At 64.6% G+C, this 15,143-nt stretch carries 14 protein-coding genes and 1 pseudogene; 10 read left to right on the forward strand and 5 right to left on the reverse strand.

The window, feature by feature from the left end; genetic code table 11:
• The coding region (queG, locus tag VGH68_RS16905; RefSeq protein WP_331604805.1) for a tRNA epoxyqueuosine(34) reductase QueG at positions 1-1,218 on the reverse strand (1,218 nt) is incomplete at its 3' end.
• Between the two features lie 17 nt (positions 1,219-1,235).
• Here queG and tsaE point away from each other — a divergent pair.
• Both tsaE and VGH68_RS16915 read left to right on the forward strand, forming a co-directional pair.
• Positions 1,236-1,829 carry a tRNA (adenosine(37)-N6)-threonylcarbamoyltransferase complex ATPase subunit type 1 TsaE gene (gene tsaE / locus VGH68_RS16910; RefSeq protein WP_331604806.1) on the forward strand — a complete coding sequence of 198 codons (594 nt, stop codon included), beginning with the start codon at positions 1,236-1,238 and terminating at the stop codon, positions 1,827-1,829.
• Entirely contained in the window at positions 1,811-3,421 is a 1,611-nt protein-coding gene (locus VGH68_RS16915) for an N-acetylmuramoyl-L-alanine amidase (protein WP_331604807.1), read from the forward strand. Before tsaE ends, VGH68_RS16915 begins: the two co-directional genes overlap by 19 nt.
• A gap of 96 nt (positions 3,422-3,517) precedes the next feature.
• On the opposite strand, the gene VGH68_RS16920 is transcribed toward VGH68_RS16915, so the two are convergent.
• Entirely contained in the window at positions 3,518-4,399 is an 882-nt protein-coding gene (locus VGH68_RS16920) for an EamA family transporter (RefSeq protein ID WP_331604808.1), read from the reverse strand.
• A 109-nt stretch (positions 4,400-4,508) separates the two neighbouring features.
• Here VGH68_RS16920 and VGH68_RS16925 point away from each other — a divergent pair, with 109 nt between their 5' ends.
• Positions 4,509-5,384 carry a pirin family protein gene (locus VGH68_RS16925; RefSeq protein WP_331604809.1) on the forward strand — a complete coding sequence of 292 codons (876 nt, stop codon included), beginning with the start codon at positions 4,509-4,511 and terminating at the stop codon, positions 5,382-5,384.
• Positions 5,385-5,523: 139 nt separating this feature from the next.
• The gene (trxA, locus tag VGH68_RS16930; protein ID WP_331604810.1) at positions 5,524-6,372 is read left to right on the forward strand and encodes a thioredoxin; all 849 of its coding nucleotides are present in this window, start codon (positions 5,524-5,526) and stop codon (positions 6,370-6,372) included.
• Between the two features lie 135 nt (positions 6,373-6,507).
• Here trxA and tcdA read toward each other — a convergent pair whose 3' ends face one another.
• The gene (gene tcdA, locus VGH68_RS16935) at positions 6,508-7,368 is read right to left on the reverse strand and encodes a tRNA cyclic N6-threonylcarbamoyladenosine(37) synthase TcdA (RefSeq protein WP_331604811.1); all 861 of its coding nucleotides are present in this window, start codon (positions 7,366-7,368) and stop codon (positions 6,508-6,510) included.
• Positions 7,369-7,693: 325 nt separating this feature from the next.
• Between tcdA and pdxH the strand changes: the two genes are divergently transcribed.
• From pdxH to VGH68_RS16950, 3 genes are all read left to right on the forward strand, one after another.
• Positions 7,694-8,335 carry a pyridoxamine 5'-phosphate oxidase gene (pdxH, locus tag VGH68_RS16940; RefSeq protein WP_331604812.1) on the forward strand — a complete coding sequence of 214 codons (642 nt, stop codon included), beginning with the start codon at positions 7,694-7,696 and terminating at the stop codon, positions 8,333-8,335.
• 138 nt (positions 8,336-8,473) lie between these two features.
• On the forward strand, positions 8,474-9,688 hold the full coding sequence (locus VGH68_RS16945) for a cyclopropane-fatty-acyl-phospholipid synthase family protein (RefSeq protein WP_331604813.1): 1,215 nt from the start codon (positions 8,474-8,476) through the stop codon (positions 9,686-9,688).
• Positions 9,689-9,758: 70 nt separating this feature from the next.
• Entirely contained in the window at positions 9,759-11,207 is a 1,449-nt protein-coding gene (locus VGH68_RS16950) for a DUF72 domain-containing protein (RefSeq protein ID WP_331604814.1), read from the forward strand.
• Here VGH68_RS16950 and msrA read toward each other — a convergent pair.
• Positions 11,194-11,733, reverse strand: a complete 540-nt coding sequence (msrA, locus tag VGH68_RS16955) for a peptide-methionine (S)-S-oxide reductase MsrA (RefSeq protein ID WP_331604815.1) — start codon at positions 11,731-11,733, stop codon at positions 11,194-11,196. The two genes, VGH68_RS16950 and msrA, sit on opposite strands and share 14 nt — an antisense overlap.
• Before the next feature lie 409 nt (positions 11,734-12,142).
• On the opposite strand from msrA, the gene VGH68_RS16960 reads away from it, so the two are divergent.
• Entirely contained in the window at positions 12,143-12,652 is a 510-nt protein-coding gene (locus VGH68_RS16960; protein ID WP_331604816.1) for a flavin reductase family protein, read from the forward strand.
• A gap of 135 nt (positions 12,653-12,787) precedes the next feature.
• On the opposite strand, the gene VGH68_RS16965 is transcribed toward VGH68_RS16960, so the two are convergent.
• Complete coding sequence (locus VGH68_RS16965) at positions 12,788-13,300, reverse strand: Lrp/AsnC family transcriptional regulator (RefSeq protein WP_331604817.1); 513 nt, start codon at positions 13,298-13,300, stop codon at positions 12,788-12,790.
• A gap of 130 nt (positions 13,301-13,430) precedes the next feature.
• Here VGH68_RS16965 and kynB point away from each other — a divergent pair, with 130 nt between their 5' ends.
• Both kynB and kynU read left to right on the forward strand, forming a co-directional pair.
• Positions 13,431-14,069, forward strand: coding sequence for an arylformamidase (kynB, locus tag VGH68_RS16970; RefSeq protein WP_331604818.1), 639 nt, complete (start codon positions 13,431-13,433; stop codon positions 14,067-14,069).
• 85 nt (positions 14,070-14,154) lie between these two features.
• A pseudogene (gene kynU, locus VGH68_RS16975) lies at positions 14,155-15,143 on the forward strand (kynureninase); the annotation flags it as partial.

Below are 15,143 nucleotides of genomic sequence, written 5' to 3' on the forward strand. Positions count from 1 at the left end.
CACCACGGCAGAAGGATCGTCGGCGCGCAGCCGCAGCGCGTGCACGATCGCCTCGCGGGCCTCCGCGCTCAAATTCTCAGACGAAGCACGTAGCGCATTGCCCATACCCACCGCGAGATTGCGCAGCCAGCTCTCGTAGCCGATGCGGCGAATCGCGCTGCCCTGCATGCGCGTATCGAACTCGTCCGCGCTCCATGCGAACAGCTCGACTAGCGACGCGCGATCGAGCCCGTGCCGCACGTCGAAATCGTCGACCGGCGCGGCCTGCGCGAACTTGTTCCACGGGCACACGAGTTGGCAATCGTCGCAGCCGTAAACACGATTGCCGATCAGCGGGCGCATGTCCTGCGGAATACTGCCCTTCAATTCGATCGTCAGGTACGAGATGCACCGGCGCGCATCGACCTTGTAAGGCGCGACGATCGCGCCGGTCGGACACGCGTCCAGACAGCGCGTGCAACTGCCGCAATGGGAGCCCGGCGTTTCGGGCGCGGTGCCGGGGGAGGTGTCGGCGTCGGTGGGCAGCGGAATGTCGACATAGATTTCGCCGAGGAAAAACAGCGAGCCGGCATCGCGCTGCAACAGCAACGTGTGCTTGCCGCGCCAGCCGATGCCCGCCTTCTGCGCGAGTTCGACTTCGAGCACGGGCGCCGAATCGGTAAACACACGATAGCCAAACGGCCCGATCGCCGCTTCGATCTTCTCGGCCAGATGTTGCAGACGGTTACGCATCACCTTGTGATAGTCGCGGCCGCGGGCATAGATCGACACGACCGCTGTCGACGGGTCGGCCAGCCGCGCATGCTCGGCCGCGCGCCAGTCGCGGGCGAGGGGCATGCCTTCATGCGTGTCTTGCGGCGCGCTTTCGGAGGTACGCTCAGGCATGCCACCCTCGAGCGTGCGCGCGGGCAAGTAGGCGATGCGCGCGGTGATCACGCGTCGCGTGCCGACCACAAGCTCGGCCGGCCTCGCGCGTTTCATCCCATGTTTGGCCATATAATCCATCTCGCCGTGGCAACCCGCTTCGAGCCACGCTGCAAGCGGCGCTTCAGCGGCGGTGAGATCGGTATCGCTAATGCCGATCGCCGCGAAGCCGAGTTCACGGCCCCACGTCTTGATGTCTAGCGCGAGCGCACGCAGCGCCGCTTCATCGAAACGATGCGCGGCATCAGTCGATGCTGGCGTACAGGAAACAGAGGACGTCGGACTTCGGTTCATCACGCCATTTTACGAGAATGCCTGTCAATCCCGATCACGCGCAGCCACCCTCCGCTCCCGTCCTGCTCGAACGCACGTTCGCGCTCGCGGACGAAGCGGCGACGCAGGCGTTCGGCGCGCGCTTCGCACAGGCAATCGAAAGCGTATGCGCGGCGGCCCGGCAGGACGAAGCGCAAACCCGCGCGGCACCGGGTCAGCCACGCCATCACACATTCCGCGGTCTGCAGGTGCAGCTCATCGGCGAGCTCGGCGCCGGCAAAACCACCCTCGTGCGCGCGACCTTGCGCGGCCTCGGCCATACCGGCCGTGTGCGCAGTCCCACCTATACGCTCGTCGAGCCATACCTGCTCGAGCGGCCCGCTGCGGAACTCGCGCTCTATCACTTCGATCTGTACAGATTCACCGATCCGGCCGAATGGGCCGACGCGGGCTTTCGCGAATATTTCGACAGCGGCGCGGTCTGCCTCGTCGAATGGCCGCAACGCGCGGGTACGCTGCTCGGCGTGCCGGATCTCGTTTTCTCGCTCGGGCTCGACGGACATGCAGACGCACGCAGACTCGTCGCGCGGGCTTATAGCGAACCAGGAAAGGCATGTCTCGAAAGATGTTGATCAAACCGTTCCGCTCGATCGAATCGGCAGCTGGCGCGACGCACAACTGGCGGCGCCGGCAGATTCTGCGCGCGGGTGCGTCGACGCTCCTGCTCGGCCTCGTGGCGCCGCGTCTCGCGTTGGCAAGCTCGGTGCTCGGCGTGCGCGTGTGGCCCGCGCGCGATTACACGCGCGTGACGATCGAATCCGACCAGCCGCTGCAGAACAGCCAGCAACTGTTGCAGGGACCGGACCGGCTCGTGGTCGATCTGAGCGGTCTCGATCTCGATCAGGCGCTCAAGGAACTCGTCTCGAAGATCACGCCGAACGACCCACAGATCTCGTCGGTGCGGGTCGGGCAATATCAACCGCACGTGGTGCGCATGGTGTTCGACCTGAAGGGCTCGGTGAAGCCGCAGGTGTTCGCGCTGCCGCCGGTCGGCGCGTACAAATACCGGCTCGTGTTCGACCTGTACCCGGCCGTCGCGCCCGATCCGCTGATGGAACTGCTCGCGCAGAGCGAGCGCAAGCAGCAAGCGCTGAACGACGAAAACAGCGCGCCGCCGGCAACGCTCGCCGGTCCCGGCACGGCGCCGCCCGCCGATAACAGCGAGGCGTTCTTCGAGCGTTACGCGCAGAACGGCGGTGGCAACGCGGGCAGTGGCGCCGCGAGTGGCGTGCCGCATCCGCCGGCGCATGGCGCCACCGTGCCGGGTGGGCCCGCTCTGCCGCCGATCATCGCCAGCAAGCCGGCGACACCTGCCACGCCCGCCGCACCGCCCACCGCGATCGCGCGCAACAAAGGCAAGAGCGACACCACGCCGGGTATCGGCGGTGACGGGCTTGGCGGTGACGACGACACCTACGCGTTCAGTACGCCGAAGTCGAGCCGCAGCAACACCGTGCGCCTGCTGACCGTCGCGATCGACCCCGGTCACGGCGGCGAAGACCCCGGTGCGATCGGCGGCGCGGGCACCTACGAGAAACACATCGCACTCGATATCGCGAAGAAGCTGCGCGCGAAAATCGACGCGCAGCCGAATATGCGGGCGATGATGACGCGCGACGCCGACTTCTTCGTGCCGCTGAACGTGCGGGTGCAGAAGGCCCGCCGCGTCGGCGCGGACCTGTTCGTGTCGATCCACGCGGACGCCTTCACGACGCCCGAGGCGAAGGGCTCGTCGGTATTCGCGCTGTCCGAGCATGGCGCATCGAGCGCGGCCGCGCGCTGGATGGCGAACAAGGAAAACTCGTCGGACGAGATTGGCGGGATCAACGTCAAATCCGCCGACGCGACGGTCAACCGCACGCTATTCGACATGTCGACTACCGCGCAGATTCGTGACTCGATGCGCTACGGCAACTTCGTGCTGAAGGAAATCGGCGACATCAACAAGCTGCACAAGGGCTCGGTCGAGCAGGCCGGCTTCGCGGTGCTGAAGGCGCCGGACATCCCATCGATCCTCGTCGAGACCGCGTTCATCAGCAACCCGGACGAGGAGCGGCGGCTGAACGACGACGGGTATCGCGACCGCATGGCCAGCGCGATCATGACCGGCATCAAGCGTTATTTCGCGGCGAACCCGCCGCTCGCGAAGAGCCGCATGACGTGATGCAATGTGATGTGCGGGCGGCGGTGCAATAAAAAACGGCCTTGCGGCCGTTTTTTATTTGCGTCGCGCGTTACCGCGTGCTCGCGCCGCCGGCAGTCAGCGCGCCGGCACCAGCCGTTGCACGAGCCAGCCGCCGAACACGTTCACCGCGAGCCCTGCCATCACGAGCAGTGCGCCGGCGATCTGGACCACCGACAGTTGCTCGCCGAGCAGCAGCGACGCGGACGCGAGCCCGACGATCGGCACCAGCAGCGAAAACGGCGCGACCTGGCTTGCCGGATACCGCGACAGCAAGCGGCCCCACAAGCTATAACCGACCAGCGTCGCGATCAAGGCAAGATAAACGACCGCGAAAATCGACATCGCACTGATGCCGGTCAGCGCGGCGGCGATCGCGCGCGGTCCTTCGAATACGAACGACGCCGCGAAAAACGGCAGCGGCGGAATCAGACTTCCCCATACGACCAGCCCGACCAGGTCGACGTTGCCGGCCTTCTTCGTGACGATATTGCCGAGCGCCCACATACACGCCGCGCACAGCGTGAGCACGAAGCCCGCCGCTGACATCGCGTGACCGCCTTGCAGGCCGATCACCGCGAGCCCAGCCAACGCGATCAGCAGACCTGCCACGTTCGCCAAACCGAAGCGCTCGTGCAGGAACAACGCCGCGAAGATCAGCGTGAAAAATGCCTGCGCCTGCAGGACCAGCGACGCGAGGCCCGCCGGCATGCCGACGTACATCGCCGAGAACAGGAATGCGAACTGCCCGAACGAGATCGTCGCGCCGTAAGCGAACAGCCACCGCCACGGCATCTTTGGCCGCTTGACGAAAAACACCGCGGGCACCGCGGCGAGCGTGAAGCGCAGTGCGCCGAGCAGCATCGGCGGCACGCCATGCAAACCCACCTTGATCACGACGAAATTGACGCCCCACGCGATCACGACGACCAGCGCGAACAGCAGGTCCCTCGGCGACATCCCGGGCACTCCGATTGTGAGGTTCAATCCGCCAGTGTAGCGGAGCCCGCGACGCGCAGTAGAATCGACGATTGAACGCCCCTCCTTCCATACCGCCGCCGAGCCCCCCATGACTACCTCGATCAAAGCCGTCCTGAAACCGCATTTGCGCGACATCGGCAATCTGACCGTGCGGCGGGTACTGCCGGCGATGGCCGCACGCCTCGTCGGCCCGTTCATCTTTTTCGATCACATGGGTCCCGCGACGCTCGAACCCGGCACCGGCCTCGACGTGCGCCCGCATCCGCATATCGGCCTCGCGACCGTGACCTATCTGTTCGACGGCGCGATCATGCACCGCGACAGCCTCGGCTCCGAGCAGAAGATCGTCCCCGGCGACGTCAACTGGATGACGGCCGGCCGCGGCATCGTCCATTCGGAGCGCACGCCGCCCGAGGACCGCGCGCGCGGCCAGACGATTCATGGGATCCAGACGTGGGTTGCGCTGCCGCTCGCCGACGAACAAGCCGAACCGTCGTTCGCCCATCACGCGGCGGCGACGTTGCCGGCCGTCGAGCGCAACGGCGTGACACTGCGCGTGATCGCCGGCACCGCGTTCGGCGCGATCTCGCCGGTCAGGACGTTTTCCGGCACGCTGTACGTGGCGGCCGACTTCACGCCGGGCAGCGCGTTCGCGCTCGAACCGGAACACGAGGAGCGCGGCGTGTATCTGGTCGAGGGCGATCTGGAGATCGACGGTGCGCCGCTCGAGGCCGGCCAGATGGCGGTGCTCGCGCTCGACGAAACGGTCACGCTCGCCAGCACGCATGGTGCGCGCGTGATGCTGCTCGGCGGCGAGAAGCTGGATGGCGAGCGTTTCATCGAATGGAATTTCGTTGCCAGTTCGCGCGAGAAAATCGAAGCCGCGAAGCTTGCATGGACGAATCAGCAGATGGGCAAGGTGCCCGGCGAAACCGAATGGATTTCGCTGCCGCCGCGTAAGTAAGCGCACAGGGCGGGCGCACGCGAATGCGCTCACCGTGAAGCGCATGCAATGCAGCGCGGGCAGCCCGGACTGGCACGCATTGAATTCACGCGATTGGGCCCCAACTGGCAAGCAACCATTTTTTATCGACGAGGAAGCAATGGAAACGACTCTCGCCACTTTCGAAAAGGACGTTCTTGCGGCGTCGACTCTCGCGCCCGTGCTGGTCGATTTCTGGGCGCCGTGGTGCGGCCCGTGCAAGAGCCTCGGCCCGATGCTCGAAAAGCTCGAAGCCGAGGGCGCCGGCAAATGGAAGCTCGTCAAGGTCAACGTGGACGAGAACCAGGAACTGGCTGCGCACTTCCAGGTGCGCAGCATTCCGCATGTGATCGCATTCGCGGATGGTCAGGCGGTCGATCAGTTCATCGGCGTGCTGCCGGAAGGACAGCTGCGCGAATTTATCGAACGGCTCGTGCCGCAGGGGGCGCCCGCCGCGCGGATGGAAGCGCAGAGCGCACTCGCCGAAGGCCGCCGCGACGATGCGTACGACCTGCTGCGAGCGGCGCTCGCGTACGACCCCGGCTTCGACGAAGCACGCATGGACCGCATCGAAATGCTGCTCGAAGACAACCGCATCGACGAAGCGCGTAACGAAGTCGATCTGCTGTCGCCGAAAACGACGCAAGGGATCGACGCACGTTTTAACGCAATCAAGACGCGGCTCGATGCGGTGGATGCCGCGGCCGACCTGCCGCCCACCGATGCACTCGAAGCCCGCGTCGCCAGCAACCCCGACGATCTCGAAGCGCGCTTCGATCTGGCCAGCGCGCTAATCGCGCACCGCAACTACGCGGGCGCGCTCGAGCACCTGCTGGCGATCGTGCAGCGCGACCGCGCGTTTCGTGACGATATCGGCCGCAAAACGATGTTGTCGGTATTCGATCTGGCCGCGCATCAGCCAGAGCTGGTCGCGCAGTGGCGGCGTAAGTTGAGCGCGTCGCTGTATTGATCTTTGTGGCCTTGGTGGCTCTTGCGCCCAGCGGCGGGTGTGGCTAGCGCGGCTTGAAAAACGATAGCGCGCGTGCCTGAACCCGCCGCGCGGTTGGGCCAGATCTTGCGCCAAACGTGGCCGCCAGACTTTGCGTCACCCCGCCACCGCCCGTTTGGCCAGCTCGCGCAGCACATGCGCGGCCGCCGCGAAACCAAAGCTCGCGGTCACGCACACGCTCGAGCCGAACCCCGCGCAATTCAAACCGACCGGCCCGGTATGTCCGGGCGACGTGCTCACGTGCTCGGCCTCTTCATCGATATCGCACACTGCGGCTTCCGGATAGATCAACGGCTCGTCCGAATACACCGCGCTCACTTTGAACTTCGCCTTCGGCCCGCGCGCAAAGCCGTGCTGTTTGCGCAACTGCCCGCGCACCTTGGACAGCAGCGGGTCCTGGATCGTCAGCGCCAGATCGTCGATGCGGATGCGCGTCGGATCGAGCTGGCCGCCCGCGCCGCCCACCGTGATCAGCGGCTGCTTGCGCTCGACGCACCACGCGATCAGCGCGGTCTTGGTGCGCACGCTGTCGATCGCGTCGATCACGTAGTCGAAGCCACCGCCGAGCGTGGCGGCGAAGTTGTCCGCCTCGACGAAGTCTTCGATCAGCTGCACGTCGCAATACGGATTGATCGCCGCGATGCGTTCGGCCATCGCCTCGACTTTCGGTTTTCCGTAGTTGCCGTCGAGCGCGTGTATCTGTCGGTTGGTATTGCTTTCGGCGACGTTGTCGAGATCGATCAACGTCAGCGTGCCGACAGCGCTGCGCGCCAGCGCCTCCGCGGCCCACGACCCCACCCCGCCGATGCCGATCACCGCGACGTGCGCCCCTTCGAACGCGGCCAGCGCGCTGGCGCCGTACAGACGCGCGATGCCGCCGAAACGGCGCGCACGGTCGGCGGTTTCATTCGCATCGACGCTGGTAGTAAGATCGGATTGCGCAGTGGTGCTGGACATGATGGCGGGGCTCGAAAACACAGGCGGAACGGAAAAGCGGTGGCGCGTTACTGAACGCAACCGAACGCAGCCGGTATTTTGCCTGATTGCCCTGACAGGACGCCGGAACCGCATCGCCGGTGCAACGGCGTGAGCCGCCACATTCCCGGCATTCGCGGCATCAGCCGCTGCAACGGGACGTGAGCTCGTCAGCAGCGACGCAAGCGTGCATGCTTGCACGAGCGCGGGGCGCGCCGCGACACGCCGAGGTGCTCGCGCGCAAAAAATTGGCTGCCTGGCTATACTTGCCTGACTGTAGCGTTCGCATAAGAGTTCACATAAAAAAATGATCTCACTCGCCGAGCTTCGAAAAAACTATTCGCTGGGCTCCCTCGACGTTGCGGACGTCGACCACGATCCATTCCGTCAATTCGACAAGTGGTTCCAGCAGGCGATCGACGCCAAACTTCCCGAGCCGAACGCGATGACGCTTGCCACGGTCGACTCGCGCGGCCGGCCATCGGCACGCATCGTGCTCATCAAAGGGATGGACGAACGCGGCTTCGTGTTCTTCACCAACTACGAGAGCCGAAAGGGCCGCGAGCTCAGCGCCAACCCGTACGCGAGCCTGCTGTTCCACTGGATCGAACTCGAGCGCCAGGTGCGTATCGAAGGCCGCGTCGTCAAAACAGATGCGCAACAAAGCGATGCGTACTTTGCGTCACGTCCGCTTGCATCGCGCATCGGCGCATGGGCATCGAATCAGAGTCAGGTAATTGAAAGCCGCTCGCAGCTCGAGGTGCGAGAACGCGAATTCAGCCTCCAGTACGGCGACAATCCTCCGCGTCCGCCGCATTGGGGCGGGTATCGTCTCGTGCCCGACGCGATCGAATTCTGGCAGGGGCGACCGTCCCGTCTGCATGATCGTCTGCTGTTTTCTCGCGCGGACGAGAGCAGCAACTGGCAGATCGCCCGCCTGTCGCCCTGATCCGAAGAATCATGCCGGCGCGCGCAATGGAAGCAGACGCGAGCCGGCCGGATTGCGGCGTGCGGCCCCCCGGAATTGCCAAGCGCTATCGCAATCCACTTCAGCTTTGCTTTAAATCAATGAACACGGAGAGATCGTATGTTCTGGGAGAAAAAGCTGGCGCAGTGGGTGGAAGACGTCAAAGCCAAAGCCAACCTGCCCGCACGGCTCGTGCTGTGGGACGGTCAGCAGCATGACTTCGGGCAGTTCGCCGCGCCCCAGGTCACGCTGCACGTAAAAAGCGCAACCGCGCTGCCGTACCTGCTCGAACCAAGCCTCGACAATCTCGGCGAGGCGTACGTGAAGGGCAAGATCGACATCGAAGGCAAGCTGTCGGACATCATCAATATCGGTTACGAGCTCGCGCGCAGCACCGTGACGAGTGCGAGCAAGCTCGCACGCGTGCGGCGCTATTTCAATCACTCGAAAACGTCGGACAAGAAAGCGATCCAGTATCACTACGACGTGTCGAACGAGTTCTACCAGCTGTGGCTCGACGAGAACATGGTCTACTCGTGCGCGTACTTCGAGACCGGCACTGAAGATCTCGCGACTGCGCAACTGAAGAAGATCGATCACATTCTCACCAAGATTCAGCTGCAGCCCGGTCAGCGTCTGCTCGATATCGGCTGCGGCTGGGGCGCACTCGTGCTGCGCGCCGCGCAGAAGTTCGGCGCGAAATGCGTGGGTGTCACGCTGTCGCAGAACCAGTTCGATCTCGCGAGCGCGCGCGTGAAGGCGGCGGGTCTCGAAAACCAGATCGAGATTCGCCTGCAGGATTATCGCGACGTCCAGGGGCAGTTTGATCGCATCACGAGCGTCGGCATGTTCGAGCACGTGGGCCGCAAGAACCTGCCCGGCTATTTTCAGAAAATCCACGATCTGCTCGCCGAAGACGGCGTCGCGATGAACCACGGCATCACGTCGAGCGACGCCGAGAGCGGCGAAACGGCGCTCGGCGGCGGCGAATTCATCGACCGCTATGTGTTCCCGGACGGCGAGCTGCCGCATATCAGCCTCGCGCTCGAATCGATGCAGCGCGGCGGGCTCGAACCGGTTGACGTCGAAAGTCTGCGCCGTCACTATGCGCACACGCTCGACATCTGGGCGGAGAACTTCGAAGCCCGCGCGGAAGAAGCGCGTAAGCTCGTCGACGACGAGAAATTCCGCATCTGGCGCGTGTATCTCGCCGGTTGCGCGTACGCGTTCGAAAACGACGACGTATCGATCTTCCAGGTGGTGTGCCGCAGAGCCGGCCGCAGCGCGAGAACCCTGCCGTGGTCGCGGCGCTATATGTACGAAAAACCGCTGTGACGTGTTTGCGCCGCGGCGGCGTGCAGCAAGCGGACGCCCCGGCGCAACTCAGACAGCAGGCCGTACATCGATGGATCAGAGCGGGACCAATGAAGTCGCAGCGCCGGTAAACGGTGGTAGCGGCAGTACCGCCGATCATGCGGCGAGCCATGCCGGCGCCGCTCAATTCGATCTGTTCGGTATGCCGGTGCAAGCAACCGCACAAGCCACGCCGAAAACGCCTGCGGGAAAGAATGGCGAGCGCGGCGTCGCGCCGTCTTGTCACGTTACGGCGGATGCAGGATCGGCCGCCTCGACAGAAGCCGCAGCTGGATCGTCCGGCGCCGAGTTACCCGCAAGCATCGCCATCGCCCCACCACAGCGCCAGCGCGATACCAAAGCAATGAAAGAACGTTCGGCCGCCGTATCGCTGTGGCAAGACGACGAGCCGCCTGAACCGGCCGGCGCATACCCCGAGCCCGAGCAGACCGCCTCACCCGGCACTGCCGAGATCCCCAAAAAACGCCGCGGCCGCAACGTGCTCGCCGCGCCGCCATCGCCCGAACTGCTGGAGCTCGCGGCCCAGTTGCCGCCGCACGTTCACCTTGGCACATCGACGTGGTCATTCCCGGGCTGGAACGGCATCGTCTACGGCGACGACTACAGCAACAGCAAGCTGTCGCGTGAAGGCCTGACCGCGTACGGCGCGCATCCGCTGCTGAAGACGGTCAGCATCGACCGCTCGTTCTACCAGGCGCTCACCGTCACCGACTACCTGCGCTACGCGCAGCAGGTTCCCGGACACTTCCGCTTTATCGTCAAGGCGCCGATGACGATCACCGGCGCCACCGTGCGCGCCGAGCGCGGCGAGCCGGTGTCGCTGAACCCGTGCTTCCTGAACGCGCAGATGGCGATCGACGACTTCGTTACGCCGTGCGTCGAAGGACTCGGCGCCAAAGCCGGCGCGCTCGTATTCCAGTTCTCGCCGCTGCCAGACCAGATGCTCGCGCAGCCAGCGGCTCTTATCGAACGTCTCGGTGAATTTTTCGCTGCGCTGCCGGCGCTGCCGGATGGCTGTTGCTATGCGGTCGAGATTCGCGACGCCAGTCTGCTCACGCCTCGCTTCATCCGTATGCTCAAATCGGCGGGGGTGCGCTACTGCGTCGGGATTCATGCGCGGATGCCGGATCCGCTGCGCCAGGCCGCGGCGCTCGCACTGCTTGACGGCGAGCCGGCCGGTCCGCTGATCGTGCGCTGGAGCCTGCATGGCGGCTTCAAATACGAGCAGGCGAAGGCAAAGTACGAGCCGTTCAACCGGCTCGTCGACGAAGACCCGGCGACGCGCGCGTCGCTCGCGGAACTGGCCGCGCGCTACGCGCTGGCCGGCCAGCCGGTGATGATCGCGGTCAACAACAAGGCAGAGGGATCGGCGCCGCTCAGTTGCGTGAAGCTCGCGCAGGCAATCGCCGAGGCCTGCGCGCGTCTCGCTCAGGTCGATCCCGAAGCTGCTCCGCAGCCGGCGCCCGCTATCCCGCCTTGATCCGATGCGCGAACTTCTGGCGGAATTTCGCGACCTTCGGTGCGACCACGAACGAGCAGTAGCCCTGATTCGGATGCTGCGCGAAATAGTTCTGGTGATACGCCTCGGCCGGCCAGTAGTTGCCGTCTAGCGGCAGCACCTCGGTGACGATCTCGCCGTCGTAGATGCGCTGGTCCGCGATTTGGCGGATCGCCTGCAAAGCCGTTTCGCGTTGCGCGTCGGAATGCGTGAAGATCGCCGAACGGTATTGAGTGCCGACGTCGTTGCCCTGCCGGTTCGACTGGGTCGGATCGTGGATCGCGAAGAAGATGTCGAGAATCTCGCGATAGCTGATCTTCGCCGGATCGAAGTCGACCTTGACCACTTCCGCATGACCGGTCTCGCCGTCGCACACCTGCTCGTAGCTCGGATTGCGCGCGTGACCGCCCGCATAGCCCGACTCGACCGCATTGACGCCTTCGACGCCCAGATACACCGCTTCGAGGCACCAGAAACATCCGCCGCCAAGCGTTGCCGTCTCGTTCATAGGGTTCACCTCAGAATCAGATAGGAGAAACGACCCGGCGCCCAGCCTTCGAGCCGCCGCCGCGTCAGAATGTATGGCCGAAAACGCGTCTGAAAAGGCACCCGCCGCCAATATCCGCTGCTGAGTGCCGATGCGATGCCGCGGCGCGTTCAGCAATCCGTGCGGTGCTGATTATCGAGTATAGGAACGACGGCGCTCGATGAGCAAAGAACAATGCAGCATACAATGCCCGCGCGCCCCGTGTGCGGTGAAGCAAGACGGCCGGCATCGCACACGGCGCGCGCATCGATTGCAGTTAAAATTGGCGCACATCGACGATTTTCACTATGACTTTCGAATCATCCGCTCTCCGCCGCGCATGCCCACGCCCGCCGGCTTCCACCCAGCCCGCCGCGGGGACCCCGCCCCGATGAAGCACGCGAGCCCACCCAACTTCGACCGCAAAGCCTTCAAGCAGGCACTCAGCCAGTTCGCGACCGGCGTCACCGTCATCACGACGCGCGCCGCGTCCGGTCAGCTGATCGGCATCACGGCCAGTTCGTTCAACTCGGTGTCGCTCGATCCACCGCTCGTGCTGTGGAGTCTCGCGACGCGCTCGGCTTCGATGCCGGTGTTCCGCAGCAACAGTCACTACGTGGTCAATGTGCTGGCCGCCTCGCAGCTCGATTTGTGCAAGCGCTTCGCGACAGTGAAGGGCGACCGCTTCGAAGGCGTGTCGCATGCGGCGGGCGATAGCGGCATGCCGGTGCTCGATGGCGCGCTGGCGTGGTTCGAATGCCATAACCGCAGCCGCTACGAGGAAGGCGACCACGTGATTTTCGTCGGCGAAGTCGAGCGCTGCGGCGTGCATGAGGATGCCGAGGAGCTTCTGCCGCTGGTGTTTCAGAGCGGCCAGTTCCACGCACTGAAGCCGCTCTGACTCAAGCCGCTCTGACTCAAGCCGCTTTGACTCAAGCCGCTTTGACTCAAGCTGCTCTGACTCAAGCCCCTTCGAGTCGCGCGCCGCGCCGTGAGACGCAGCGTCTCACGCGGCGCAAGCACGGTTATCAGCGGTTTACCGGTCGCTATGCGCGGACCCGTGTCCGGCTTTCTTCACGAGCGAAACCGGCACGCCCGAATCTTCCTTCAGCGTCTGGAGCACGATGTTCGAGCGAATGTCCATCACGCCCGGCGCCTTGTACAGCCGGTTCAGCACGAAATCGGAGTAGTGTTTGAGGTTGTGCGCGAGGACGCGCAGCAGGTAGTGGGTTTCGCCGGTGACGACGAACGCGCCGACCACTTCGGGCCAGTCACGCAGCGCCTCGGCGAAGTGTTCGTGCCAATTTTCCTGATCGTTGCGCATCGACACCTGCACGAACGCTTCGAGTTCGAATCCCAATACTTCGCGATTCAGACATGCGCGGTAGTGTTCGATCACGCCCTGCTCCTCGAGCAGACGTAGCCGTCGCAGACACGCCGATGGCGATAGCGAGATGCGCTCCGCGAGGTCGAGATTACTGATGCGCCCTTCCTGCTGAAGCACCGTCAAGATACGGCAATCGGTGGCGTCGAGCGAGATCGCGTTCATATTCGGTCTCCCTTTCCGGTTTATCTCAAATTATGTTCCAAGCCGGCCCGAGGAACGACATTTTTTCGCAATCCCATTTCGTGGCGGGCCCACTATCATCTTCAGATAGACACCTTCTGCCGAACCCGCCATGCAAACCGTTTGGGACATCACGCCCGCCGTCGACACCGCCACACCGGTGTGGCCCGGCGACACCCCGGTCGGCATCGAGCGCGTATGGCGCATGGAAGCGGGCTCGCCGGTCAACGTCGCGCGTCTGACGATCTCCCCGCACACCGGCGCGCACACCGACGCGCCGCTCCATTACGACGCCGATGGCGCGGCGATCGGCAACGTGGCGCTCGATACGTATCTCGGTCCGTGCCGGGTGATTCATTGCATCGGCGCATCGCCTGTTGTGACGCCGCAACACCTGGCCGGCTCACTCGACGCGCTGCCGCCGCGAGTCTTACTGCGCACTTACAGAAACGCGCCGACGCGCGAATGGGACAGCGGCTTTTGCGCGGTCGCGCCACAGACTGTCGATCTGCTCGCCGCGCGCGGCGTCACGCTGATCGGCATCGATACGCCGTCGCTCGATCCGCAGGAATCGAAGACGATGGACGCGCACCACCGGATTCGCGCGCACCGCATGGCGATTCTCGAAGGCATCGTGCTGGACGCGGTCGAGCCCGGCGACTATGAGCTGATCGCGCTGCCGCTGAAGCTGACCACGCTCGATGCAAGTCCGGTGCGCGCGGTGTTGCGCGCGCTGCCGGTCGCGCGTTGAGCAGCGACGCGAAGCCCGCGAATCGGCGACCCCATTGAACCACAGCACCAAGGCCGACTATCCGAACATTCCGACCGGACCCACCATGAACCATCGTGACGAAGCACTGGCGCTCGACAGCGCCGACCCGCTCGCAACGCTGCGCGACCAGTTCGCGTTGTCGTCGACCACCATCTATCTCGACGGCAACTCGCTCGGCGTGCCGCCGGCCGCGGCCGCGCAGCGCGCGCAGACCGTGATCGCCGCCGAGTGGGGCGAAGGCCTGATCCGCAGCTGGAATAGCGCCGGCTGGTACACGCTGCCGCGCCGCCTCGGCAACAAGCTCGCGCCGCTGATCGGCGCGGCCGAGGACGAAGTCGTGATCACCGACACGATTTCGATCAATCTGTTCAAGCTGCTGTCGGCCGCGCTGCGGCTCGCGAATGCACGCGATTCGAAGCGCCGCGTGATCGTCTCCGAGCGCTCGAACTTTCCGAGCGACCTGTATATCGCGCAAGGACTGATCGACCAGCTCGATCGCGGCTACGAATAGCGGGTCGTCGACGATCCCGCGGAGTTGCCCGCCGCGATCGGCGACGACACCGCGGTCGTGATGCTCACGCACGTGAACTACCGCACCGGCTATATGCACGACATGGCCGCGCTGACGAAGCTGATCCACGACAACGGCGCGCTCGCGCTATGGGATCTCGCGCACTCGGCGGGCGCGGTGCCGGTCGATCTGAACGGCGTCGGCGCGGACTACGCGGTCGGCTGCACGTACAAATATCTGAACGGCGGCCCGGGTTCGCCCGCGTTCGTGTGGGTGCCCAAGCGCCATCAGAACGACTTCGCGCAGCCGCTGTCCGGCTGGTGGGGTCATCGCGCGCCGTTCGAGATGGACCCGACGTATCGACCCGACGACGGCATCGGCCGCTTTTTGTGCGGCACGCAGCCCATGGTGTCGATGGCGTTGGTCGAATGCGGACTCGACGTGTTCCTGCAAACCGACATGCAGGCCATTCGCAGGAAGTCGCTCGCGTTGACCGATCTGTTTATCGAACTGGTCGAAGCGCGTTGCAGCGAATTTCCGCT

The organism is Paraburkholderia sp. (assembly GCF_036488505.1).
Classification (GTDB): Bacteria; Pseudomonadota; Gammaproteobacteria; order Burkholderiales; family Burkholderiaceae; genus Paraburkholderia.